The organism is Streptosporangium sp. NPDC051023 (assembly GCF_040689595.1).
Taxonomy (GTDB): domain Bacteria; phylum Actinomycetota; class Actinomycetes; order Streptosporangiales; family Streptosporangiaceae; genus Streptosporangium.
Genome location: NZ_JBFBCE010000023.1, coordinates 18406 through 41776 on the forward strand (window position 1 = coordinate 18406; position 23371 = coordinate 41776).

Annotated in this window: 13 protein-coding genes; 10 read left to right on the plus strand and 3 right to left on the minus strand. The window is 71.3% G+C overall.

The genetic code is table 11. The features are described from left to right. Nucleotides 1-32: 32 nt before the first annotated feature. Together AB0395_RS17245 and AB0395_RS17250 are read left to right on the plus strand one after the other, a co-directional pair. Nucleotides 33-1112 (plus strand): hypothetical protein, encoded by a 1080-nt coding sequence (locus AB0395_RS17245; protein WP_366281606.1) that lies wholly within the window; start codon nt 33-35, stop codon nt 1110-1112. A 75-nt stretch (nt 1113-1187) separates the two neighbouring features. Further along, nucleotides 1188-1949 carry a hypothetical protein gene (locus AB0395_RS17250; RefSeq protein WP_366281608.1) on the plus strand — a complete coding sequence of 254 codons (762 nt, stop codon included), beginning with the start codon at nt 1188-1190 and terminating at the stop codon, nt 1947-1949. A 101-nt stretch (nt 1950-2050) separates the two neighbouring features. Here the strand turns inward: AB0395_RS17250 and eccB are convergent, their stop codons facing one another. Continuing rightward, entirely contained in the window at nt 2051-3514 is a 1464-nt protein-coding gene (eccB, locus tag AB0395_RS17255) for a type VII secretion protein EccB (protein ID WP_366281611.1), read from the minus strand. A gap of 164 nt (nt 3515-3678) precedes the next feature. Here eccB and AB0395_RS17260 point away from each other — a divergent pair, with 164 nt between their 5' ends. From AB0395_RS17260 to AB0395_RS17285, 6 genes are all read left to right on the plus strand, one after another. Beyond that, entirely contained in the window at nt 3679-4569 is an 891-nt protein-coding gene (locus tag AB0395_RS17260; protein WP_366281612.1) for an SseB family protein, read from the plus strand. After that, nucleotides 4566-4955 carry a hypothetical protein gene (locus tag AB0395_RS17265; RefSeq protein ID WP_366281614.1) on the plus strand — a complete coding sequence of 130 codons (390 nt, stop codon included), beginning with the start codon at nt 4566-4568 and terminating at the stop codon, nt 4953-4955. The genes AB0395_RS17260 and AB0395_RS17265 overlap by 4 nt, the downstream gene beginning before the upstream one ends. A 120-nt stretch (nt 4956-5075) precedes the next feature. Beyond that, nucleotides 5076-5480, plus strand: coding sequence for a YbaB/EbfC family nucleoid-associated protein (locus AB0395_RS17270; protein WP_366281616.1), 405 nt, complete (start codon nt 5076-5078; stop codon nt 5478-5480). Next, nucleotides 5477-5821 (plus strand): hypothetical protein, encoded by a 345-nt coding sequence (locus AB0395_RS17275; protein ID WP_366281618.1) that lies wholly within the window; start codon nt 5477-5479, stop codon nt 5819-5821. The genes AB0395_RS17270 and AB0395_RS17275 overlap by 4 nt, the downstream gene beginning before the upstream one ends. A gap of 75 nt (nt 5822-5896) precedes the next feature. After that, on the plus strand, nt 5897-15286 hold the full coding sequence (locus tag AB0395_RS17280; RefSeq protein ID WP_366281620.1) for a hypothetical protein: 9390 nt from the start codon (nt 5897-5899) through the stop codon (nt 15284-15286). Nucleotides 15287-15370: 84 nt separating this feature from the next. Further along, nucleotides 15371-15886: a hypothetical protein gene (locus AB0395_RS17285; RefSeq protein ID WP_366281622.1), complete on the plus strand. Its 516-nt coding sequence runs from the start codon at nt 15371-15373 to the stop codon at nt 15884-15886. 125 nt (nt 15887-16011) lie between these two features. On the opposite strand, the gene AB0395_RS17290 is transcribed toward AB0395_RS17285, so the two are convergent. Both AB0395_RS17290 and AB0395_RS17295 read right to left on the minus strand, forming a co-directional pair. Further along, nucleotides 16012-18351, minus strand: coding sequence for a serine/threonine protein kinase (locus AB0395_RS17290; protein ID WP_366281624.1), 2340 nt, complete (start codon nt 18349-18351; stop codon nt 16012-16014). 109 nt (nt 18352-18460) lie between these two features. Next, complete coding sequence (locus tag AB0395_RS17295; protein ID WP_366281626.1) at nt 18461-19708, minus strand: S8 family serine peptidase; 1248 nt, start codon at nt 19706-19708, stop codon at nt 18461-18463. Nucleotides 19709-19901: 193 nt separating this feature from the next. Between AB0395_RS17295 and AB0395_RS17300 the strand changes: the two genes are divergently transcribed. Together AB0395_RS17300 and ligA are read left to right on the plus strand one after the other, a co-directional pair. Beyond that, the gene (locus AB0395_RS17300; RefSeq protein WP_366281628.1) at nt 19902-20906 is read left to right on the plus strand and encodes a methionine synthase; all 1005 of its coding nucleotides are present in this window, start codon (nt 19902-19904) and stop codon (nt 20904-20906) included. 276 nt (nt 20907-21182) lie between these two features. Further along, a complete protein-coding gene (gene ligA, locus AB0395_RS17305; protein ID WP_366281630.1) occupies nt 21183-23363 on the plus strand; it encodes an NAD-dependent DNA ligase LigA in 2181 nt (726 codons plus the stop codon). Nucleotides 23364-23371: the final 8 nt, after the last annotated feature.

Consider the following 23371-nt stretch of genomic DNA (forward strand, 5'->3'; position numbering starts at 1 on the left):
ATCCCGGCGGGTGCCGGTCGTGAGGAGTGAGAATGGCCGATTCGCCGCTCAATGGGCTGTCCTTCGGAAACCTGGGGCCCGCCAAGGTCGTCTCCTTCACCGAGGGCAAGCTGAAGCAGCTCGGCGCCGACTTCGGCAAACGCGCGGGTGACATGGGCACCCTGGCGGATCGCACGGGCGCGATCGACATCGCCTCGCCCGCCTTCGGCGTCCTCGGGATGGGCCTGCACTCGGCACACGACCAGGCCCGCGACAACGCCGCCGAGGCGCTCAAGGCAGGCAAGGCCGCCATCGAGTCGTGGAACAAGGCCCTGGCCGACTCGGACGAGGCCTACAAGGAGGCCGACAAGAAGAGCACCGTCAGGACAGAAGTGCCACTCGGCGGTGGTCTTCCAGGCGGTGGTCTTCCTGGCGGTGGTCTTCCTGGCGGTGGTCTTCCTGGAGGCGGTCTTCCCGGGGCGGGGGATCTCGGCGGCCTTCCCGGAGGAGGCGTGCCCAACGCCGGTGATCTCGGTGGTCTCGACACTCCCGGTACAGGCGGCCTGCCGGACCCGACGCTCCCCGGAGCCGACGGGACAGGCCCGAAGCTCCCCGACCCCTCGGGGACGGATCCCAAGCTACCCGACCCCAACGCGCTCGACCCCTCGGCGATGAATCCGAAACTGACCGACCCGAGCGCCCTCGACCCCAGGACCGCGAGCGCGCTCGATCCGAACGGCGTCACCGGCGACCTCGGCAAGCAGAACCTCGGACTGCCCGACCCCACGAAGACGGCCCTGTCGGGCTACAACCCCGGCGACCTGACGGCGGGGCAGTCCAGGCTGCCTGGTCCGACCACCTGGACGGGCGACGGGCAGGGCCCAGGGATCTCCACCAACGGCGCGTACGCGGGCGGAACGGCGGGCGGGTCCCTGTCCGGCGGCGCCCTGCGCGGAGCGGGGGCCGGAGCGATGGGTGCGGGCGGCATGCCGATGATGCCGATGGTGCCGCCCAGCGGCGGTGCCGGTGAGCAGGGGAAGGAACGCGACAAGATGGCCGGGAGGGGGGAGGACGAGGGGGTCTGGGTCGGTGACGAGGACATCGCCCCGCCGGTGATCGGCATGGAGACGTGATCCCGTCTCCGGGTCCCGCGGGCGCCGGGACGGTTGCGCCCATGAGGTTCGGCGGTCAAAGGAAGGGGCTTCGCCATGGCGTACGAGAGTGACAGATGGCTGGTCATCACGGCGGCGGCCACGACGCTCGCGGCGGCGACCTGCCTCAGACGCCCCACCGCGTGGGCCATCGCCGCCGCGGTGGCTCTGCTGGTCTCCAATCCCGGGGACATGCAGAAGGCGGCCACGGAGTGGTGTAATCCCCAGGAGAACGGCGCCGTGGATCTGGCGGCGCTCAAGAGCCAGTTGGAGGGCCTGCTGGCGCAGGTCAAGCAGGAGGGGCACTGGGAGGGGGAGGCCTGCGAGGCGTTCAGCGCCCAGGTGAAGGACTTCAACCTCCTGCTCGACAAGTGCAAGGTCTACCGCCAGGGCATGTGTGACACCCTCGACCAGACCGCCGAGTTCTATCACGCGGGCGTCCTCTTCGCCTGCGGCGTGGCGGGGGCGATGACGATCATCACGATGATCTACTTTGCCTGCAAGCTCTCCTGGCTCTCCCTGTCCGCCGAGGCGTGGGTCATCGTCGCGCTGAAGAAGGTCGACGACGTCGTCAAGGCGGTCGTGAAAAAGAAAATGATGGCCATCGGGGGGGCCGCGGCCCTGATGTTGCTGCTCAACTCCTTCCAGCAGGACCAGCGGAGGCTGTTCTACGGATTTCAAGCCGCGCCGGGGGAGCAACCCGACTTCTCCCAGGTCGGTCTGCAGTACGACTCGACCGGCGGTCTCATCCCGAAGGTCGACATGTCCATGCCCAAGATGCCGCAGACGAAGGGGTCGATCATCCCCGGCATCATCTGACCCGCGCGCGGTGCGGCCTCCGGGCGAGGTCGTCCTCGATGTCGGTCACGATCTCCGCTGCCCCGTGCTGAGCGGCCCCGCAGGCGAGGCCGCTCAGCACGTCACGAGGTCGGCGCGCTCCCCTGCTGGGGCTGTACCGTCCCCGTCGGGCTCGCCTGCGCCGGTTTCCTGGCCGCCTCGGGGTCGAGTGCCGGGCCTTCGGGGATCAGGTGCACCAGGTGCGCGGGCAGCGGGGCGACGTCCTCCATCGTGTACCCCAGGCTCGTCAGCGCGTCCGTGGAGGTGACGGCGTGCCGCCGTCCCTGGTCGCCGACCAGGTAGAGCGACTGGAGCGCGTCCAGCCTGCCGTTGCCCGGCAGCAGCCCGATCAGGGCGCCCTTGCCGTACGGGAGCACCACCTGGTCGACCACGTCCTGGTTGAACCAGCCCTTGGGCGGGGGCGGGACCGCCACCGTGCTGCCGATCGTCAGCAGCGCCTTGGCGGAGCCGCGCTCGGTGTCGGCGTAGACGGCGCAGACCGGGTCCGTGGGGGGCGGTGTGACGATCCGCGGCATGGCCTGGGGGAGGTCTCCGCCGCCCATGTGGGTCGCGGACCGCCTGGCTCCGGTCGCGGTCGCCGGGTCCAGCTCGATCGCCTTCACCGGCGCCTGGCCGTACGCCTTCTTGCTGGCGGGGTTCTGCAGCAGCAGGGCGGCCTGCGCCGGGGTGAGGGGGGCCAGGCCGTCGGACAGCAGGACGTACCACTTGGCGGTTCCGCCCGCGACCGGCGGGACGGTGAACACCCTGCCGACCACGGACCTCCCCCCGTCCGGCCCGCTCGCCGCGCGGCCGAGGCCGGGAACCGAGGGGCTCCGGAAGTCGGGTCCCGTGGGAAGCGCGTTGAGCCAGGCGAGGGGGACCTGGCGGGGCTGCTCCTCCGTCAGCGCCCGGACGCCCTCCGCCGATATCCGCATCCGCTGGTTCGACCAGAGCAGCCAGGCCTGCCCGTTCTCCTGGACGAGCATGGCCTTGTCCTGGCCGATCGGGCTCCCGCCGACGCCGAAGCCGCCGACCAGTGAGGTGTACGGCCTGCGCTCGCCGTTCGTGTCCGTTGCCTCGATCACGCAGGCGGACCAGGGGGAGCGGACCAGGTGGTCGTGGGCGGGCAGCGACTCGGGGACGCCCGCGATGCCGACCAGCGTGCCGCGCGGATAGCGCGAGAGCGAGGCCGCGCTGACCGTGCGCACCTTCACGTCCTGCTGCCCGACCAGCAGCCTGGCGGAGGCCATGTTGACGACCGGGATCATCTTCGCCTGGGAGGCGCTGTAGACGAAGGTCGCGCCCGTCTCCTCCTCCACGAGCACGGTGCCCGGATCGGTGAGGGCGGTCGCGCCGCCGGGCCATATCAGGCCGATCACGCCGAAGGCGGCCATCACCAGGACCGCGACCAGGACACTGCCGAACATGGCCACGTTGTGCCTGCGCATCGGTGACTCGGGCAGGTCCGGCTCTCCCTGGAGCAGGGCCGTGCCCAGGCGCTGGGTCATCAGTTTGTAGGCCTGGTAGAGATCACGCCGAGTCTGCATCCCACCCCCGTTTCGCCGGATGCGTTCCTCGACAGCATAGAAGAATGATCTTGAAAATGGTCCCTTTTGTGGTGAATGTGATCGATGATCACTGTGATGTCTCCGATCATCGAAGGGTTCCGAACTAATGTGATCGACATGCAGCCATCAGACCCCGGCCCGGCATGGTGACCGTGCCGCCTTCCGGTTCGTTCGAGGAGCGCCTCTGGGCGGCCTTCGAGGCCGGCCAGACCGCCCTGTGCCTGAGCATGCTCAGAGAAGCCGACTTCGTACTGCCGATCACCGAAGCCGCGGCCCAGGGCGCCGAGCCGGTCGCCTGGCCGACGGCCACCGTCGCCGAGCAGACCTGGATGCTGGCCTACACCTCGGCCGAGACGATGACGCTGGCCACCGGCGGCGTCACCCGGTACCACCGGATCACCTCACTGGTGGAACTGGCGGCGGGCTGGCCCGACCCCCGATGGGGCCTGGCGATCAATCCGGGACTCCCCGTCGGCTTCCTCCTGGAGTCCGGTACGGTGGCCAGGCTCGCCGTACCCACGCTGGCCCAGGATCTCGCGCTCGCCCCCGAAGCCGGTGTCCCCGTGCTGCAGAAGCTGCTGCGCCCGGCCGACATCCACGACCTGCTGTCCGGTGGCGAGCCCCGGGTCTCCGGCTACTGCCACCACGCCCTGGACGTCTCGCACATCGCCACGCCTGTCGTGCTCGCCGAGGCGCTCTGCCAGCCCGACATGCTCACCCCCGACGGCGGGCTGAACCTGCTGCGCTGGCGCCCGGCAGGCCTCGGGCTTTACCGCACGCCGTACGGCGGGGTGGACGAGGCGGGCCGCGCGGCGGTGGCGGGCTGGGTGGTGGAGGAGCCGCCGTTCGTGGGGCTTGGCCTGGTGCCCAACGTCGACCAGGTGATCCGTGAGTACAAGGTGTACGGCGTCGGGCTCACCCACGGCGCCGAGATCTGGGAGCTGACCGCCGAGGGGACCGAGCATCGGCGCGCGTTCTACCACGGAGACCTGCGGCGCTGGCTGCTGGTCGGGACCCAGGCGGACATGTCGTGACCTGGCACCTCTATCGCGCCCGCTGGCAGGGCGCCGACTATCCCGCCAGTCCCGAGCCGTCGGCGCTGGAGACGTGGGTACGGCTGCGCCGTGACGAGCCCGCCGAGGGTTTCCAGGAGGTCGAGCCGGGCTGCCACGTCCGGACCGTCCCGGCGGCCGAGTGTGAATCGGTGCGCTTCGTGACCACGGTCTGCCGGTGGCGTGGAGCGGAGTTCCATGTGCACGACGAGCGCGAGGGCGAGCTGCTGCTGGAGTATCTGGGCGGCTCCGCGCCCGAGGCGCTGGCACTCGGCCTGGAGCGGATCGAGCGTGGCGTCTACCGCCGCTGGGTTCCACGCGCCGAGGTCGGCGAGCTCAGGGAGCATGAGGTCTCGCTTGACCTGTGAAGCCAGCCCCAAGATCGGTGATTTTCTCCACACTCTTGTCGAATGATGTTCATGTGACGGAAACTAAAGAGAAACATCAGCGGAACCACGGGGGCCGGTGCGCATGATGAGGGGGATGGCATGGAGGCATTCGGGAAAGCGGACACCGCCGGGCTGCAGGCTTATGCCGACGAGTTACGCGCGACCTTCATGCGACTCCAGGACAAGGGCATCGAGCTTCACACCAGGGCCAAGTCCATCCAGGTGACCGAGAAATCGCGCGACGGTCTGGTGTCGGTCACCGTCGGCGCGCGCGGTGAGCTGATCCGGCTCGACATCGACCCTCGCATCTACCGGCGCCCCGACGCCCGCGCCCTGGCCGACACGATCGTCAGCACCACCCAGCGGGCGGCGGCCGTGGCACGGGAACGGATCATCGAGATCTTCGAGCCGCTGATCCCCGCCGATCAGATGAAGACCCACCTCGACGGTGACCTCGAATCCCTGATGGCCCAGCTCGCCGACCAGATGGGCGGCAGGCGATGAGTGGCGCCGACAACGGTCTCAGCATCCACGACGCGGTGTACCGGGGCGTGTCGGAGTGGGACACCACGGCCCAGGACATGAACCGGTCCTACTCGCGACTCATGGCCAGGATCGTCGAGCTCAACGCCGCCGCCCCCTGGGGCGACGGTGCCGAAGGTCTCGCCTTCCGGGAGTCCTACATGCAGGGGGGCGGGCCCAACGTCCTTCTCTCCAACGGTTCCCACGTCGTCCAGCAGATCATCGAGGCCGGCCCGAGGCTGCTGCGGACCTTCGACAACTCCTTCGGCACCGACGCCGCACACGCTCAGGATCTCGCCCAGGGCACGGCACGCCCGACCTGACACGCGCTCTGAGGTGCGCCCGCCGAGGCGCGCGAGCGGAGCGGGCCAGGGACGGAGTCACGGAACGGGGGCAGCATGGCTACGAACACCGGCAACACAGGCACCACCATCGTCGGGCAGGGCGGTCGGCCCACCCGGCAAGGCGTGGTCCGCATCACCAACGACGTCAAGCCCGTCTGGGAGACCGAACTCCTGCCCGACTGGGTGGTCTACACGCTGCTCCCGATGCTGTCAGCCGGGCAGAAGTGGCCGGAGAACGTCAGCGAACGCACGCTGTCGGAACTGGCCCAGGCGTGGGAGGCCATGTCCACCGAGCTCACGCCGTTCGCCGAGCCCGCGGGTAAGGCGGTCCGCACCGTCGTCACCAACTGGCAGGCCCCCGCCACGATCGACTTCGTCAACCGGGTCAGGGCCCTGTACGGCCAGCAGGGCGGTGTGGCGGGGATCTCCCGAGGCGCGAACTCCTACGCCGCCCAGGTCAGCGACTACGCCGTCGAGACGCAGTACTCCAAGATCTCCATCAACGTGGCGTTCTGGATCACGGTCGTCGCCATCAGCATCACGCTTTACGTCGCCTTCTTCACCGCAGGGGCGACCACCCCGCTGATCGGCCCGTACGCCGTGGCGGCCCGCACGGCCATCGGCCGCATCCTCGCCCGGCTGGCCGCCGCGGCGGGCCGGGGGGCGGGCACCGCCGAGGTGACCCACATCGCCTCGCTCAGCGGCGCGAACGGTCGCGGCGCGATCACCCGGCTGCTCATGTCGCCCCTCGGAAAGGAACTCGTCGAGGAGATCGGCGAGGAGTTCTTCATCGACGCCGCGACCCAGCTCCAGCAGATCCAGATGGGCACCCGTGAGGACTGGGACTGGAAGAAGTCCGGTGCCGCCGTCGTCGGCGCGGGCTCCGGCGCCGCGTTCGGCATGGCCGCGGCCGGTCCGATCTCCCGGATCACCGGGAACGTGCCTGGTTTCGGGGGGCGGATGCTGACCTCCGGCCTCAGCAACGTCGTGGCCTCGCCGATGGGCAGCTTCGTCGCCAACGGCGTGGTCTACGACCAGTGGGGCAACCCTTTCACGCTGGACTCGATGACGGGCGCGTTCGCCGGTGCCCTCGGACGTCCCGCGATCGGCAAGGTCGACTCGATCAGCCCGTTCAATCCCGATGTCTTCACCGCGCTCGCCCACCCGACCACCTTCCTCGCCGCGCACGAGGGCGCGGGCACCGGCGGTACGGCGGACGGCTCCGCGGGAGGTGGCCCCGGCCCCGCCGTCGTCGTCGCTCAGAACGGCACCGGTTCCGGCGGCGGCCCGGTCGTCATGAGCACCGGCCTCCCCGGCGGCGGAGCCGGGTCCGCTGAAGGCGGCGCGCAGGGCGCTACTCCCGCCTCGGGCGGCGCCACGCCCCCGCGAGGCGTCCAGACCGATCCGGGTATGACGGGCGGCCCCCGGCGGCCGGGAACCGCGCAGGGCACGCAGGGTACGCAGGTCACACCGGCCGCCGCGCCGGAAGGACCCACCACGGAGGAGCCCCCCCAGAGCGGCATCACCCCTCCCCCCACCGCGCCGAACCTCCAGACCGGCGGCACCCCGGCACCGTCAGGCCCCCAGAACGGCACCCCCTCGGGCACACCACCCCTCGCCGCACCGGGTGCGAACGTCCAGACCGGCGGCACCCCGGCACCGCCGGGAACCCCGGACGGCGCCGCCTCCGGCACGACCACCCCCGCCGCCTCCGGCACTCCCGCCGCGGCGGACGGCCACAACGCTCCCGGCGCGCAGGCCGCGCAGGCCGCGCAGGCCGCGGCCGGTACCGCCGCGCCTGACGGGACGAACGCCTCCCTCCAGGCCGCGCCGGACGTGAACGGGCAGAGCGGCACCGGCCCGCAGGTCGCGCCGGTCTCCGCCGCCACGGCCGCGCCTGACGGGACGAACACCTCCGCCCAGGCGGCGGCCGCGACGGGCGGTCAGTCCCCGGCGAGCGCGCCGGGCGGGCGGGCCACGGTGAGCCCCGCCACGATGCGGCTCGCCGAAGCGGCGATGACGGAAAGCCTGGAGTCCCTGGCCCTCGAAACGACGCTGATGCGGGGCGGCCAGATGCGGCTGACCGGGACGGATGGCAGCACCGTCCACGTCCCCGTCTCCGCTCTCCGCAGCGTGAGGCGGCGACTGGCGGTCCGGGCCCGTGACGGCGTCGGCCCGCACCGGCTGCGAGCGGAGGCGGCCGCCTGGCTGGGCGTCGAGATCGCCCGCACCGAGGGCAGACGGCCGCTGGAGGGCGCCCTCCAGGCGCTCCACGTGCTGGCGGAAACCTCCCCGGAGAGCGCGGATGCGGCCCTGCTCGTGGCCATGGAAATAGTGCAGGACGTTCCGGCCGAGGTGGACCACTCCCAGCTCACCGAGGGCGCGAGCCTGCTGGTCGCCGCGGCGAACGAGGCGAACGAGGCGAACAGACCGGCGAGCGCGCCGGTGGACGAGCACGAGGCGCTCCGCCCCGAACGGCAGGCGGAAACGGCCGGGAGGATCGCCAGGCAGGCCACCGAGCTCGCCACCCGACTGGCCGAGACCGCCGCGAACCCGGCCGGACCGGGCTCGACCCCCTCGCCGGTGTCCGCGGTGCTCACCGAGCTGACCGCGCAGGCACAGGAGTTGGCCCGGTCCATGGCGGCCGCCGAGGCGGGCCTGCAGGAGCGGCGGGGGGCCAAGTGGGACAGTGCGAAGGCGGCGGAGAAGCGCGCGGACAAGGCCGTCAGGGACGTGGAGGAAGCGGAGGAGGCGGCGAGGCAGGGCAGGAAGAAGCCCGGGCATCGGGACCGCAGGGCACCGGAGCGGCACCGTCAGGCCCGCGAGGGGGCCCTTTTCGATCGGGAGACCGTGGCACGCGAACTGCGGATCTCCACGAGGTACGAAGCGGCGGCCGAGCGGGCCGAGGCCGTCCGCGAGGCCGTCGAGAGGACGGCCGACGCGCTGGGGAGACTGGCCGCCGAGCAGCGGCCGGGCCCGGCGGCGAGCCTGGCCGCCGAGGCCGCCGAGCTCGCGCGCCAGGCGAACTCCCTGCTCACCGAATACCAGGAGGCGTTGCAGGAGGCACTGCCGTCGCAGGCCGCGCAGGCCGCCGCTCTGGCGGCCGGACTGCTGCCGCACCTGACCGGTCTGGCCGAGCTGGTCAACAGCATCCCGGGTGACCCCGGATTCACCCCCGCCTCTCTGGACAACAAGCTGAAGGCGCAGCTCCACCAGTTGCTGTCCAGCGACGGAGCGGTGCTGAGAGTGGACGGCGGCGAGGTCCGGATCAAGATGACGATGGAGAATCTCGTCGAAGTCCTTGGCGAGGAGGTGAAGGCCTCCGAACTGATGCTCGGCCGCATGCGGCAGGGAAACCAGGCGGTTTCGGTCAGCCTCGGCCGCAGCACCGGCACGGGGACGGGGGTCGACGTGCCAGGACTGCTCGGAAATCTGCTCAAGGTGTTGCCGGTCGATCCCGGGACACGGATGTCGATCGAGGCGGTGCTGGCCCACCTCTCGCTCGGGGGCGGTCACGGCCTTGGCTCGGGGACGTCGACCGGCGGGAAGGCCGCGTCCTACGTCACGGGCGGTGGGGTCACGGACAACCGTGGCGAGTCGTCGATGTTCAGCGCGGACGCCCGGTACGAGGTCGAGTTCCGCCCCCGGGGAGAGACCGGGTGGCGGACGGTCGGGGAGGTCGCCGACGGTACCCCCGGCGACAAGACGCACGCCGAGATGTACATCTCGCACGCCCATGTCGAACACGGTCCGGAGAACACCGTTCAGCTCCGCTTCGACGAGGGGCGGACACCACCGGTCCCGGAACTCGCGGTCATCACCATGACCGGCTTGGAGGAGGCCAACGACCTGCTTCTGGCGGAGCTGGGCCCCACACTCGCCGGAGTGGGCAGCATGGCTCAGCACGAGCTCCGCACCGCGGTCGTCGAGGAGTTGCCGAACGACCTGCCGAGGCTGCTCAACAACCCGGACGGGGTACGCCGGACCCTCACCCAAGGGGGGAAACCGCTGGCGGAGGTCCACATCACGGCCGAGCTCAGGTGGCGGCCCGTGGGGAACGGGCAGCTACAGCTGGACGCGAAGGCCATGGGAACGGCCAGCACCAAGCAGCTCGGGGAGAAACTGGGCGTCTCGTTCTCCGAGGTGGCGGGCGGGCAGGGAAACAGCCGGTCGTGGAACGTGAACGCCGCGGCGGGCGCCAAGTTCGGCGACAAGGCCTTCGGCCTGCCGGACCTGGGCGCCGTGGATCTGTCGGACGTCAAGGGCCTGTCGGCGAAGGCCGGTCTCAACGGCTCCCACGGAAGGTCCGGCTCCGGGGGGGTGAACATAGGCGGCACGTCGATCATGGTGAACGTGGCGCGCGAGTCCGGGCACAACCAGGCCTACACGTTCGACGTGGAGACCACGTTCACCGTACATGTCCTCAGTGAGGACGGCCCGCGTGATCCGATCGCGAGCACGCTCGGGGTGACGGCGCAGATGTCGGAGAGTGACGCGTACAACGCGGGATTCCCGGCCGACGAGCTGATCGCCCAGGACGAGTTCGGGCAGGAGCGGCGGCACGCCGACGGCTCACCGGCGCTGCGGGACGACGCCCTGCCCGAGGCTCCGCCCGGCCGGAAGGGCGAGCCGCCGTCCTGGCAGGGAGAGGGCCAGGGCAAGGTGCGCACAACCGGGATGGGGGATGTCGAGCTGCTGACCGGCATCGCCGAGATCCGGCAGGAGGCGGAGACGGCGCTGCGCGGGATGGGCCTGCTGCCCGAGACGGTCAACGGAGAGCCGGTCTTCTCGTCGGACCCGCTGCTACGGGCCAGTCAGGTCGCCAACATGGAGGAGCTGGAAAAGCAGCTGTCCGATCTGCGGCTCGCGACCGACTACAACGAGCTCGTCAGGCAGGGGGTCCTCATCCGCGTCACGAACACGCGGAGCGGTCACCGGCCGGAGCGCACTCTTCTGCGTGTCCGGAGCAAGCGAGACTGGGGCAGCAGAACCTATGTCTCGCACACGCCCGGCAAGAAAAAGGTCAAGCTGTACATCGCCTCCGACACCGGGTCGAGTTCAAGGGGGCAGGGAAGCGGCTGGTCAGGGGGCCTCGCGGTCGGTGCGGGCTACGGCTCAGGAGACGGGGAACGCTCCGCCTCCGGCGGCGCGGGTTACGGGAGGAACAGGGGCCGCAATTTCGGCGAGAACGAAGGTCTCACCACCAACTCGGTTCTCCTGGTGGAAGGCCTCACCACCACGGCGTCCAGCGTGGAGAGGAACGAGGTGACGATCGAGCACCTGACGGAAGACGGAGCGGTGCTGATCGCCTCCGGTGAGGTGTGGGTGGAGCATCGGATGGCCGCTGGCATGCATGACGCGGTCGGTTCCACCGGGCCCTCGGCCGAGTTCCGGACACCCGGCAGACTCCTGGACAGGGCCAGGCCGTGGGCCATCGACCCCGGCGTCCAGACCGACCTGCTCGATGAGCTCGCCAAGAAGATGGGCATCCCTCTGGGCGGCGACGTCTATTACGACCTCGCCCAGTTTCTCGGCGACGCCAGTCTCCTGTCCCACACCACGTTGCTGCAGACTCCGTACGAGATCGAGTTCATCATGGAGTCGGAGGGGGCCAGGCCCCGCCGCTGGTCGGTCTCGGTCTCCGGCCACGTAGGTGAGTCGCGACACGTCACCACCGGCGAGCTGGTCGACGGCGACATCAACCTCACGCTGGGCAGTCACGGCAGCTCCTCCGGTAAGGGGAGCGGCGGGGCGGTGAACGCCTCCGTCTCGGGAAGCGGCAGTCAGAAGGTGGAACCCACGGGCGGCGCGGGCGTCGACGGGTCCCGGTCGAACAGCCGTTCCGCGTCGGAGTCGGATCTGGGTATCTCGGGGCTGGAGGGTCTGGGTATCGACACCGGCGACCAGGCCCTGTTCAGCGCGAACCTGACCACCGTCGTCACCGTCAGCGAAGTGGGCACGGACAAGACCGAGACCGTCACGGCGACCGACGGCACGTACATGTACCTGAAACCCGAACGCGACGTGCTGGACCTGTACGCGCGGGGGGAGGTGCCGCTGCCGCTGAGCGAGGTGGCCGACGCGGTGGAACGGTTCCTGCACGGTCATCTGGAGCTCAGGCGTGCCACGCAGGGAGCCCTGGTCGCGCGATATCTTCAGGACGTCAGGGCCGCCCGTCTCGCCGGCGCCGATCTGGGGCTGGCCGCCTGGCACACGCCCCAGGTACTGCTCGGCCGGCTCATGGAGCTGTTCGGCGGCCACGACCCCGCCATCCAGCTGACCGACCCCGGCCGGAGACTGGCCCTCCTGCTGGAGCAGGAGGCCGAGCGGGCGGCGCACCCGGAGCCGGCGGAGCTCGCGAGCTCCGTCCGGAACCAACTGGGCCAGTCCTGGCCCGAGGAGATCGTCCTGCGCCACGGGGAGGACGGCCCGCAGACCGACCTGTACCACGCGATCCTCCAGGCCGTCGAGGCCTACGCGCCGGGCACCCTGGCCGCGCAACCGGCGTGGCGGCGCGGCCTGTTCAGTGGCTTCGCCGGTCGGAACTGGCTGGGCGGGAAGCTGAGCGGCATGCTCGGCAAGCTCGGATACGTCCATTCCCCGATTTCGGGAGCCGTGCAGCAGGGGGCGATTCCTCCCATCCGGCTGCAGATGGACTTCGGAGACGGGCCGGTCGAGCTGCTCGCCCACTACACCGATCGTGGCCTGATCGTGCAGCGCTATCTCTACTCCCAGCACAGCGCGTCGGAGTCGTCCGGAACGTCGTACGGGGGCAACGTCGGTCTCAGTGGTTCCGCGGGCAACGCCGACGTCAGTTTGGGCATGTCGGGCTCGGGAGGAGTCAGCTACAGCCAGTCCGATTCGGCCAGCCGTACGGAGCAGTGGACCGAACTGCAGCGGATCTTCACCTTCGGCCTCGACGAGGTTCGCCACGAGCTCAAGGTCACCGTCACGGTCGGAGCGGAGAACGACTCCCGCGCGCCTGTCGTGGTCGAGCTGAAGGGGCACATGACCCGGCTGGTGCCGTCGGACCTGGTGCTGACCGAGCAACCGCAGCGGGTCCCCGACCCCCGGCCGATGGTGAAGCTGCCGGACACCTTCATGGTCGACGGCATGCAGACGGACGAGCTGCCCGCGGCGGTGCGGACGCTGCTGGCGGACAAGAGGCTGCTCGGCGAGAACGCCGAGGAGGTGAAGGAGACGGTGGAGCGCGTCCTGTCGGAGATGCGACAGGCCCCCACCTTCCGGCAGATGCTCGAGAAGGAGGGGGCCATGACGATCCGCTTCACCGACCCGAGCAGGCCGGGCAAGGTGGTGGAGCTGACCCTCCGGGCCCGGCCGCAGGACCTGCACGTCACCGTAACCGGCCGCAAGGACACCGAGATCGGCCAGGTGCTGCGGGTTCAGCAGACCGTCGAACGGACCAGCACCTGGAGCCGGAAGTTCTCCTTCGGCAGGAGCACTCGATTCCTCGGACTGAGCAGGTCACAGTCCGCAGGGCGGGAGATCTCCATAACGGCCTCGATCAGCAGCGGGAATCGCACCGAGCTCAGCCGCTTCCAGAAGGGCACCGCCGCCAGCGTCGAAGTGCCGGTGATCTTCGACATCACGGCCGAGGTGAAGACCGAGGGGAGCCGAAAGGCCGACCTGCGGATCGAGGTGCCGGACGCCTCGACCGGCAAGGCCGACCTCACCATGTTCGAGCGTGATCTGGAGAAGATCGAAGCCGGGCGCAGCGCCGAGGGGCGGCGTCGGCATGGCTGGGAGAACCTCGGCGAGCCGGAGGTCACCCGCACCACCGGCACCGACCGTCCAGGATGGCGGGCGAAATGGCGGGGCAGGCCGCGGGCCGTACCCTCACCCTCGCTCGACCTGGACGCGCTGATCGCCGAGGCGAGGACCGTGGCGGGGACCGAGGGGAACGCCGGTTCCGCCGTCGCTCCCGACGTCCTGCACGAAGGAGTCGTCGAGACGGCACGGTGGAGTCTGCTCGGCCGCTGGACAGCCGGCACGCCGATCCTGCTCACCGCGACGGCGACCGCTCCGGGGCAGATGAGTTCGGTGACCCAGGCCCGGCTGCTGGCCCGCGAGCTGCGTACCGAGGTCCGCCTTGAGCTGCGCGAACCCGACGGTGCCACGCATCACTACCGGGCCACCCGGGACGGCGTGCTGCACAGTGGGATGTCCGACGGTGACGCGCTGCCCGACGGCGGGTTCGCCTCGGCGTTCGCCGTGCTCCCCGCCGAGCTGGTGACCCGCGCCGACCAGGCCGGTGTGGACCTGCGCGCGCTGTACAACAGCTCGCCGGGGGAGAACGACTTCACCAAGCTCGTCCGCGACGCACTGGCCGCGCGCACCACACCCGCCACCACGTCCGCCACCACACCCGCCACCGCGCCCGCCGCCGTGCCCGCCGCCACGCCCGACACTTCGTCCACCGCGCCCGCCGCCACGCCGCAGAGCTCCTCCGGCACGGAGACGCAGCAGAGTCCTTCCGCGCCGGAGCCGCCACAGCAGCCGAACACGACGCGACCGAGCGGTGGGACCTACCAGCCGAGCGGTACTGGCTCGGCACCGACGCGGGCGCCGTCCGCGCCGCGCCAGGGCGTGATCCGCCGCTTCCTGCTGGCGCCTCTGATGGGTGCGCGGAGCTCATACGTGTCGGCACGCTACAGCGAGCACCGGCTTCTGTCGGAGCGGTGGCAGCAGACACGTGCGGCCTACGAGTCGCACCCGTCCGAGGTTCAGGAGCAACGGCTCGGCGAGCTGGAGCGACAACTCAACAAGGTGGCGGCGGACCTGCGCCAACGTGGTCAGGCTCCGCCGGTGCCGCCCTGGGAGGTCGAGCCGGCGGCGCCGGAGCCGGGCGGCAGGCTGGCGAGCCTTCTCAACCGGCCCAGCGGTGAGCCCCTCCCGCCCAGCCACTGGGAAACCCAGTTCTGGCGTCGGATGGCCGGAATCTCCAACACCACCGGCTGGATCCCGCCGGAGGAGGAGGAGAAGGAATGCGTCTGCCCGCCCGACGGGCCATGCTTCTGCGGGCGGCGACCGGTGCCGAACCCCGGCGACACGTCACAGACGCCCGGTTCCGGTTCCTCACCGGCCCCTTCACCCTCCCCTGGCGGCGCCTCGCCGTCACCGTCGGCACAGCCGTCGCCCCAGGGAGGCGCCTCGTCGTCACCGTCGGCACAGCCGTCACCTCAGGGAGGCGCCTCGGCGGCGCAGCCGAGCTCCCCGGCACAGCCGCAGGGCTCGCCGTCCCCGGGCGGTCGTACCGTGACCACTGACAACAGCACGCTGTGGGGGATCTCCGAGCAGGCGTACGGCGACGGCCGCTACTGGAAGGACATCTGGGAGCGTAACCGGGATGTGATCGGTCCTGACCCCGACTCCCTCCCGGCCGACCTGGAGCTGGTCGTCCCCGAGCGTCCGCAGTCGCCGTGATCGGCCGCGCACTCCTCGTATCCGGTCTCGCGGACCGAGCGGTTGGCGCCGACGAGGAGCGCCGGCCGGGAAGAAGGGATTCCGATGCCGTTTTCGGTGGCGCGGAGCGGGGATGAGGCGCATCTCTACCTCGACCTGCACCCGTGCGTGTGCGGTTCGGCGGACACGGCCTGGGAGAGCGAGCGGGGGAGCGTCGACGGGGAGCCGGTCACCCGTTACTCCGGCACGTGCCCCGGCTGCGGCGCGGAGCGGGAGTTCCTGTTCGGCCTGCCGGAGCGCGAGGTGCCGCCCGTGCGGTTTCCCACGTTCGGCGGCCGGGAGCCGTCGCAGTTGCTGGACGCCGGGGAGTGGATGTGGGTGGCCGACCTGACGGCGGGCAACGTTCCGGCCGACGAGCCGCGTGAGGCGGAGCAGGCGCCGGCGATCGCGCTGGCGGCGGTCGAGGAGGTGATCAAGTTCATTCCTCCAGGGGAGGACGAGGTGCCCGAGCGCGCGTTCTGGTCCGATCGCGGGCGGCGGATGCGCGACGCCGAGGCGTCCAGGTTCGTCCTTGACCGGTTGCTGATCGTCCGGAACACCTACCGGGACGCCGCGCGGTAGCGAGCCCGGCGCCGTGCCGTACGGGCCGCCGTGCGTCCCGTGGCCTCCCGAACGCGGAAGGGCCCTTCCCTGACGTGTGGTCCAGGGAAGGGCCCTTCTTTTCGGGTCTCAGGGGTGGAACCGAGTCATCCGCAGTTGCCCCAGTCGGCGCTCGTGTTACCCGACGGGCCGCCGCCGGTGAAGCGCACGCACTTGCCCTTCGCGGAGAAGATCACCGGGCCCGCGTAGTACTCGTAGTTGCCGCGGTCCGTCCTACTCTCGCCGTTCTGGACCTCCAGGGTGGCCCAGACCGAGGTCGCCGTCCCGACGTCGGTGGTCTTCATGGTGACCACGCAGTTCGAGCCGGTCGAGGAGTTGTAGAGCTGGTAGACGGTACCGCCGTTGAAGGACGCCGAGCGCTGCACGTAGAAGCCCGCTCCGCAGACCTTCTGCGGGGTGTACGGGTTGCTGCGCTGGGTGGGCGGCGAGGTCGGCCTGGGGGCCGGTGGCTCCTCGGTGGCCGGCTTGGCCGTCGAGGGCTCCGCGGACGGCGCGAACGTCGGCTTGGCCGTCCCCTGCGAGATCGGCTGCTCGATGCCCTGCCTCGTGGTCCTGGCCGGGGTCGGCCGTACGGTCCGGGTGGGAGTGGGAGTCGCGGTCGGCTTCGAGGTGGTGGTCGGTTCGGCAGCCGCGGTCGGCTTCTGGGTGGTCGGCTCAGCGGCCGCCGTCGGCTTCTGGGCGGTCGGTTCGGCGGCCGCGGTCGGCTTCTGGGTGGTCGGCTCGGCGGCCGCGGTCGGCTTGGTGGTCGACTGGAGCGCCGCGGGCGGCGTCGTCGGGGGCGCCGCGGTCGGTGTCACGGTCGCCGTGGGCACCGGGGAGGCGGACGCCGACTGGCTCGGCGCGGGGCTGCCCGGCTGGCTGTCGCTCGGCGTCGGGGTCACGGTGACGGTGACGGTCGGCGTCGGCGTGTGGGCCGGCGTCGGCTCGGCGGTCGGGACCGGGGTCGCCTTCTTGGACGGCTTCGCGGTCGGCGTCGCCGAGGCCTGGGCGCTGGCCTGCGCGGTCGGCGTCACGGCCGGAGGCACGGGCGGGTTGGTCAGCGGGGCCGTGGTCGCGGGCACGGTCGGCACGGTGACCGGCGGGCTGACGAACGAGGTCAGCGTCGGGACCGGAGGCTCGACCGTCGGGTTGTCCGTGGCCAGCCTGAGCGGGCCGACGTCCGGAACCTGCGGATCGGGCGTCGTGCCCCACGGCACGGTCACCTTGCCGGACGGGTCGTCGCCCGTGCCCTCCTGCCCCTGGCCGCCGGCGCCGTTCGTCGGGTTCGGGTCGCCTCTCTGTGACTGGTCGACCAGCGCCAGGGGGCGGTCCGCCGCCCCGTCCGCGGACGCCCGCTCCACGTTGTTGAGCGAGGTGTAGTTCCCCGCGGCCCAGATGCCCGCCCCCGCCAGTACGGCGACCACGCCGACACAGGCGGCCAGCAGGAGTCCGCCGGGCTTCTTCCTCTCCGCCGATGAGGCCGCGCCCTGCAGCACGATGGGCGGCTGCGCGGAGGCGACGGTGTCCTTGGGCAGCGGCGGCGCGCTCCAGCCGGAGGGCGTCGCCGGCTGCGGGGCGGCGGCGTCCTGCTGCTGGGGTACGGCCCGCGCGACGGCGTCCCCGGTGACGGCGGTTCCCGTGATGGCCGTTCCGGTGATGGCGGGCCGGTCGCCGAGCAACTGCAGCATGGCGGCCTTGGTGTCGGGACGCTGCTGCGGTTGCTTGTCCAGGCAAGCGGTCAGGAGGGTGGTCAGCACGGGCGGCAGCCCGCTGAGGTCGGGGGAGCCGTTCAGGACGGCCTGCGGGTCCCCGCCGAAGGGCGCCCGGCCGGTCGCGGCGTAGGCGATGGTCGCGGCCCACGCGAACAGGTCGGCGGGCCTGCCGGGCCCCGGGCCCGGGCCGCCGGTGAGGTTCGCGTGGACCTGTTCCGGGGCGTGGTAGTCGGGCTCCGCGCCGGTGACGCCGAGACCGGTGTCGCAGACGCGCGGCCCCTCGGCGCTCAGCAGCACGGTGTCGGGGTTCAGCCCGCCGTGGGCGAGACCGGCCAGGTGGATGGCGGTGAGGGCGGTGAGGGTGCCGGCCGCGAGGCGCTCAAGCGCGTCGGGGTCGAGCGGCCCGTCCGCGGTGACCGTCTCGCGCAGCGAGCGGCCCTCGACGTGCTCGCGGACGACGTAGGGGGAGTCGTCGAACCAGCCGACCTCGATGAGCTTTGCGGTGTGCGCGCCGGAGATCCGCTTCGCGGCGTGCAACCGGTTGGTGATCCGCTCCCGCGTCTGAGGGTCGGCGCCCGGGAGGGGAGGGAGGATGCGGATGACCCGTAGGGTCTCCTGGTCGGGAAGATGTCCCAGGTAAACGGTATGGCCGGAGTCGTCGCTCAAGCGTCCGGTGAGGAGGTAGACACCAATCCGTTCCGGATCTTCAGGTGTCAATGGGTTGAAATCACCCATCGGCCATCCTTCCAACTCAACTTTCGATAAAGACTGCTATAAGTCGATCTAGGGCTATCAAAGCAAATCCGGCCAGTGAAGTTCACTCGTTTCACATCTCTTTCACGTCTTATTCTTCGAGCGGGCCCGCCCGCCAGCCCCTGCGACGTCCCATCGGTACGGTGAACCTGCAGAGAGCGGCCAGGATGACCCCCGCGAGACAGAGCAGGGCGACCCACAGCGCGATCGAGATGCCCAGGGTGTCCACGGGGGGCGTGTGCCGTATCGCGTCGGCGGGCAGCGGGACGGGCTCCTGCGGCGCCAGCGCGACCTCGTCCGAGGCCATGATCGCCGAAACCGCCATCAGGGGATTGACCATCCCGGCGCCGGTCCCGGTCCCCGAGCCGCCGTCGGCGGTCCGCGCGATGCGCCAGCGCACCTGGTCCTTGTTCAGCTCCGGGTAGCGGGCGCGCACCAGCGCGGCGACGCCCGACACGTAGGCCGCGGCGAAACTGGTGCCCTTCTCGTCCTCGACGTAGGCCCGCCCCGGCCAGGTGCTGGTGATGTCCTGGCCGGGAGCCAGCACCGTGACGGGGGTCGTGGCGTTGGAGTAGTCGGCCCTGACCCCGTCGCGGCCCGCGGCGCCGACCGAGATGACCCCCGGGTAGGCGGCCGGGTAGGCGGGGGCCGGGGTGCCGTCCTCCTTCTGCACGTTGCCCGCGGCGGCGACCACGACCGCGTCCTTGGCCAGCGCGTACGCGACCGCGTTGCGCAGGTCGGGCTGGTCGCCCGCCTGGATGGAGACGTTGATCACGCGGGCGCCGAGCTGGGCGGCCTTGATGATGCCCAGGGCCAGCCTGCCCAGGTCCCCGGTGCCGTCCGCGGTCTGCTTGATGGAGATCAGCCTGACCTCCGGCGCGACCCCCGCGAAGGGCACCCCCTTGAGCCTGGCCCCGCCGATGATGCCCGCGACCGCGGTGCCGTGGCCGACGCAGTCGGACATGCCGGTGTCGGTGAGGTCGATCGTGGTGGCCCGGGTCAGCTGGGGGTGCGTCGTGTCCACGCCGCTGTCGACGATCGCGACGGTCACCCCCGCGCCCCTGGTCAGCCGCCACACCTCGGACAGGTTGAGCCGCCGCTGGGCCCAGGGCTCCCCGATGCTCGTCGTGCCGCGCTTGGGAGAACACCTGGCGGGGGCCGCCGCGACCTCGGCCGCGGTTTTCCTTACGGCCTTCGCCGTCCCCCCGGCCGCTGCCCCGGCGACCCCGGCGGAGACCGGGGCGGCGGGCATGACGGCGGCCGTGACGGTGACGACGGCGGCGATGACGGCGGCCGCCATCAGCCTCGGCGTCGAGGCGAGGACTCGATCGATCACCATGCGTCCCCCAAGACCGGTGAATACCGGGCAGAACCCTACTCAACTCGATCAAGCGCCGTCACGGCGCGGCGGGATTTTTCCGGCGGGAGGTGGCACCCGGCGGTTCTAAGCTGGCTGCCGTGACCGAGCGAGGCGAGCGGGCCCGCCCGAGGGGCGGCCGCCCAGGTCTCGGCGAGAGTGGCGGGGAGCGGGCATGAGCGAGTATCCATGGGGCGAGGCGACCGCGACGGGCGTCGGGTCGCACCCGGGAGAGGACCACGAGGAGGCGATCAGGGTCGTCTTCGGCGAGCTTCCGGCCCTGCCGTACCTCCCCGAACTGCCCGCCCGCGGCGTCGGCGCCGACATGGTCGGGAGGACCGCCTCGCTGCTGGTCGAGCTTCCCGTCGAGGTACAGCCGTCGGGCTGGCGCTTCGCCGACCGGCCGGGGCGCGACGCGAAGCGGGCACGTGACCATCTCCTACGCGATCTCGACGCGCTGGAGGAGGCGGCCCAGGGGTACGAGGGACCCTTCAAGATCCAGGTGGCCGGGCCGTGGACGCTGGCGGGAGCCATCGAGCTGCGCCACGGTGACAAGACCCTCGCCGACCAGGGAGCGGTGCGCGACCTGGTCGAGTCCTTCGCCGAAGGACTCGCGGCGCACGTCGCGGACGTCCGCAGGAGGGTACCGAGGGCCTCGGAGATCGTGGTCCAGCTCGACGAGCCCGGGCTGCCCGCCATCCTGGCGGGCACGGTTCCGACCGCCTCGGGCTTCGGGCGGCTGCCCGCCGTCGACGCCCAGGTCGTCACCGAGCGGCTCGGCTCCGTGCTGCCCGAGGGCGCGTTCGCCGTCGCGCACTGCTGCGCCCCAGGCGTGCCCTTCGGTGTCCTGCGTGGGGCGGGCTTCAGGGGCATCTCGCTGGACGCCTCCCTGCTCAGGCGGCGCGACGAGGACGCGATCGGCGAGTCGGTCGAGGCGGGGATCGCGTTGTTCCTCGGTGTCGTGCCCGGCGTCGACGCCCCGCTGCTCGACGTCGGGGTGGTCGCCAGGCCCGCGGTCGAGCTCTGGCGCAGGCTTGGCTTCCCCGCCTCGACCCTGGCCTCGCAGGTCGTGCTCACGCCCGCGTGCGGGCTGGCCGGAGCCTCGCCCGCCTACGCCAGGGCGGCGCTGGCCAAGTGCGGGCAGGCCGCCCGCGTGCTGAGGGAGGACCCGGGGGAGTGACCTTTCCGAGGGGCGCCCTTTCGAGACGCCCCTCCATCGCCCCTCCTCCCCGGCGTCCCTTCTCCCGCCGCCCTCCGCCGTCCTCTTCCCGGTGTTCTCTTCCGGTGCGTCCCGCCGCCGTCTCCTGCCGATCCCGCGCCGTTCCCGGCGGAACGGTCCCGCCGCCGCCGCATGCCTGGGCGGGGCTTGTCCATGTGCGGGTAAGGCCGCCGCGCATTGTCGGTGGTCGGCGATAGCGTTTGCATCGATCGTGGTTGACGAGGGGAGAAGCTTGCGATGGGCGCAGAGGTCGAAGGCGTGCCGGTTGCGGCGCTGGAGCGGCACGCGGAGTTGGCTGAGCGGGTCGAGGAGGCCAACTGGCGCTATCACGTGCTCGACTCGCCGACCGTGAGCGACGCGCAGTACGACACGTGGATGCGTGAGCTGCGCGCCATCGAGGACGACCACCCCAGTCTGCGCACGCCTGACTCCCCGACGCAGAAGGTCGGCGCGCCGATCTCCAGCGACTTCGCGGCGGTCGCCCATCTGCAGCGGATGGAGAGTCTGGACAACGCCTTCAACGCCGACGACCTCGTCTCCTGGCAGGCCAGGGCCGAGCGGCTGGTCGAGCGCGACCCCGCCCCCTACCTGTGCGAGCTGAAGATCGACGGCCTGGCGATCGCGCTGGTCTACGAGAAGGGCCGTCTGGTCCGCGCCGCGACCAGGGGCGACGGCCGCGTCGGCGACGACGTGACGGCCAACGTGCGCACGATCGCCGACGTTCCGCACCGCCTCGCGGGGCAGGACGTGCCCGACCTCGTCGAGGTCAGGGGCGAGGTCTACATGCCCGTCGAGGGGTTCAGGAAGCTCAACGAGCAGCTGGTCGAGGCGGGCAAGGCGCCGTTCGCCAACCCGCGCAACTCCTCGGCGGGTTCGCTGCGGCAGAAGGACCCCAGGATCACCGCGCAGCGCCCGCTGCACATGATCGTCCATGGCGTCGGCAAGTGGGAGGGGACGGCACTGCCCTCGACCCAGTCGGAGGTCTACGAGCGGCTCAGGGGGTTCGGCCTGCCGGTCAGCGACCTCTACAAGGTCGTCGACGACCTCGACGGCATCAACGCCTTCATCGAGTTCTACCGCGAGCACCGCCACGACCCGGTCTACGAGATCGACGGCGTCGTGGTGAAGGCCGACCGCATCGAGATCCAGCGCAACCTGGGTTCGACCAGCCGGGCGCCCCGCTGGGCGATCGCCTACAAATATCCGCCGGAGGAGGTCAACACCAAGCTCCTGGACATCCAGGTGGGGGTCGGCCGCACGGGACGGGTCACGCCGTACGGCGTCATGGAGCCGATCGTGGTCGCCGGTTCCACGGTCGAGCGCGCCACGCTGCACAACGGCTCGGAGGTCGTGCGCAAGGGCGTGCGCATCGGCGACACGGTGGTGCTGCGCAAGGCGGGCGACGTCATCCCCGAGATCGTCGGGCCGGTCGTCGACCTGCGCGACGGCACCGAGCGCGAGTTCGTGATGCCGACGCACTGTCCCGAGTGCGGCACCGAGCTGGCCTACGAGAAGGAGGGCGACGCCGACCTGCGCTGCCCCAACACCAGGGCGTGCCCGGCGCAGCTCCGTGAGCGGATCTTCTTCGCCGCCGGGCGCAGGGCCTTCGACGTCGAGGGGCTGGGATACGTCGCGGCCACCGCGCTGACCCAGCCGCTGCCGCCGCAGGAGCCACCGGTCCGCACCGAGGCCGACCTGTTCGACCTGACCATGGACCGGCTGCTGCCGATCAGGTCCGTCGTCCGTGACCCCGACACCGGGTTGCCGAAGACCGATCCGGAGACCGGCGAGCCCAAGGTCGTCTCCTTCTTCGCCAATCAGAGCGGTGAGCCGAGCAAGAACGCGGAGAAGGTGCTCGAGGAGCTGGAGCGGGCCAAGGACCAGCCGGTCTGGCGGGTGCTGGTCGCGCTCTCGATCCGGCACATCGGGCCGCCGACCGCGCAGGCCATCGCCGCCGAGTTCCGGTCGATCGACGCGATCGCGAGCGCCTCCGAGGAGGAGCTCGCCGCGGTCGAGGGCGTCGGCCCGCGCGTGGCGGCCGCGATCCGTGACTGGTTCGAGGTCGACTGGCACCGGGAGATCGTGGCTCGCTGGAAGGCGGCAGGGGTCCGCATGGAGGACGAGCCGCCCGCCGACCTGCTTCCGCAGACCCTGACCGGTCTCACGTTCGTGGTGACCGGCACGCTGGTGGCCTTCACCCGCGACGAGGCGGGTGCGGCTCTCGCGGCCAGGGGCGGCAAGGTGTCCGGCTCGGTGTCGAAGAAGACCTCCTTCGTGGTGGTCGGGGAGAACGCCGGGTCCAAGTTCGACAAAGCGGTCAAACTCGGGGTGCCGATCCTCGACGAGGACGGTCTGCGCGTCCTGCTGGCCGAAGGTCCCGAGGCGGCGGCAGGGGTGGCGGTGACGCCGGAGGAGTAGTCACGGGG

Bases quoted from the DNA above. Each gene is read 5' to 3' on its own strand.
- AB0395_RS17250 (WP_366281608.1), top strand. From the start codon at position 1,188: ATGGCGTACGAGAGTGACAGATGGCTGGTCATCACGGCGGCGGCCACG.
- AB0395_RS17285 (WP_366281622.1), top strand. From the start codon at position 15,371: ATGCCGTTTTCGGTGGCGCGGAGCGGGGATGAGGCGCATCTCTACCTC.
- eccB (WP_366281611.1), bottom strand. From the start codon at position 3,514: ATGCAGACTCGGCGTGATCTCTACCAGGCCTACAAACTGATGACCCAG.
- AB0395_RS17245 (WP_366281606.1), top strand. From the start codon at position 33: ATGGCCGATTCGCCGCTCAATGGGCTGTCCTTCGGAAACCTGGGGCCC.
- AB0395_RS17280 (WP_366281620.1), top strand. From the start codon at position 5,897: ATGGCTACGAACACCGGCAACACAGGCACCACCATCGTCGGGCAGGGC.
- AB0395_RS17270 (WP_366281616.1), top strand. From the start codon at position 5,076: ATGGAGGCATTCGGGAAAGCGGACACCGCCGGGCTGCAGGCTTATGCC.
- ligA (WP_366281630.1), top strand. From the start codon at position 21,183: ATGGGCGCAGAGGTCGAAGGCGTGCCGGTTGCGGCGCTGGAGCGGCAC.
- AB0395_RS17300 (WP_366281628.1), top strand. From the start codon at position 19,902: ATGAGCGAGTATCCATGGGGCGAGGCGACCGCGACGGGCGTCGGGTCG.
- AB0395_RS17260 (WP_366281612.1), top strand. From the start codon at position 3,679: ATGGTGACCGTGCCGCCTTCCGGTTCGTTCGAGGAGCGCCTCTGGGCG.
- AB0395_RS17295 (WP_366281626.1), bottom strand. From the start codon at position 19,708: ATGGTGATCGATCGAGTCCTCGCCTCGACGCCGAGGCTGATGGCGGCC.
- AB0395_RS17290 (WP_366281624.1), bottom strand. From the start codon at position 18,351: ATGGGTGATTTCAACCCATTGACACCTGAAGATCCGGAACGGATTGGT.
- AB0395_RS17275 (WP_366281618.1), top strand. From the start codon at position 5,477: ATGAGTGGCGCCGACAACGGTCTCAGCATCCACGACGCGGTGTACCGG.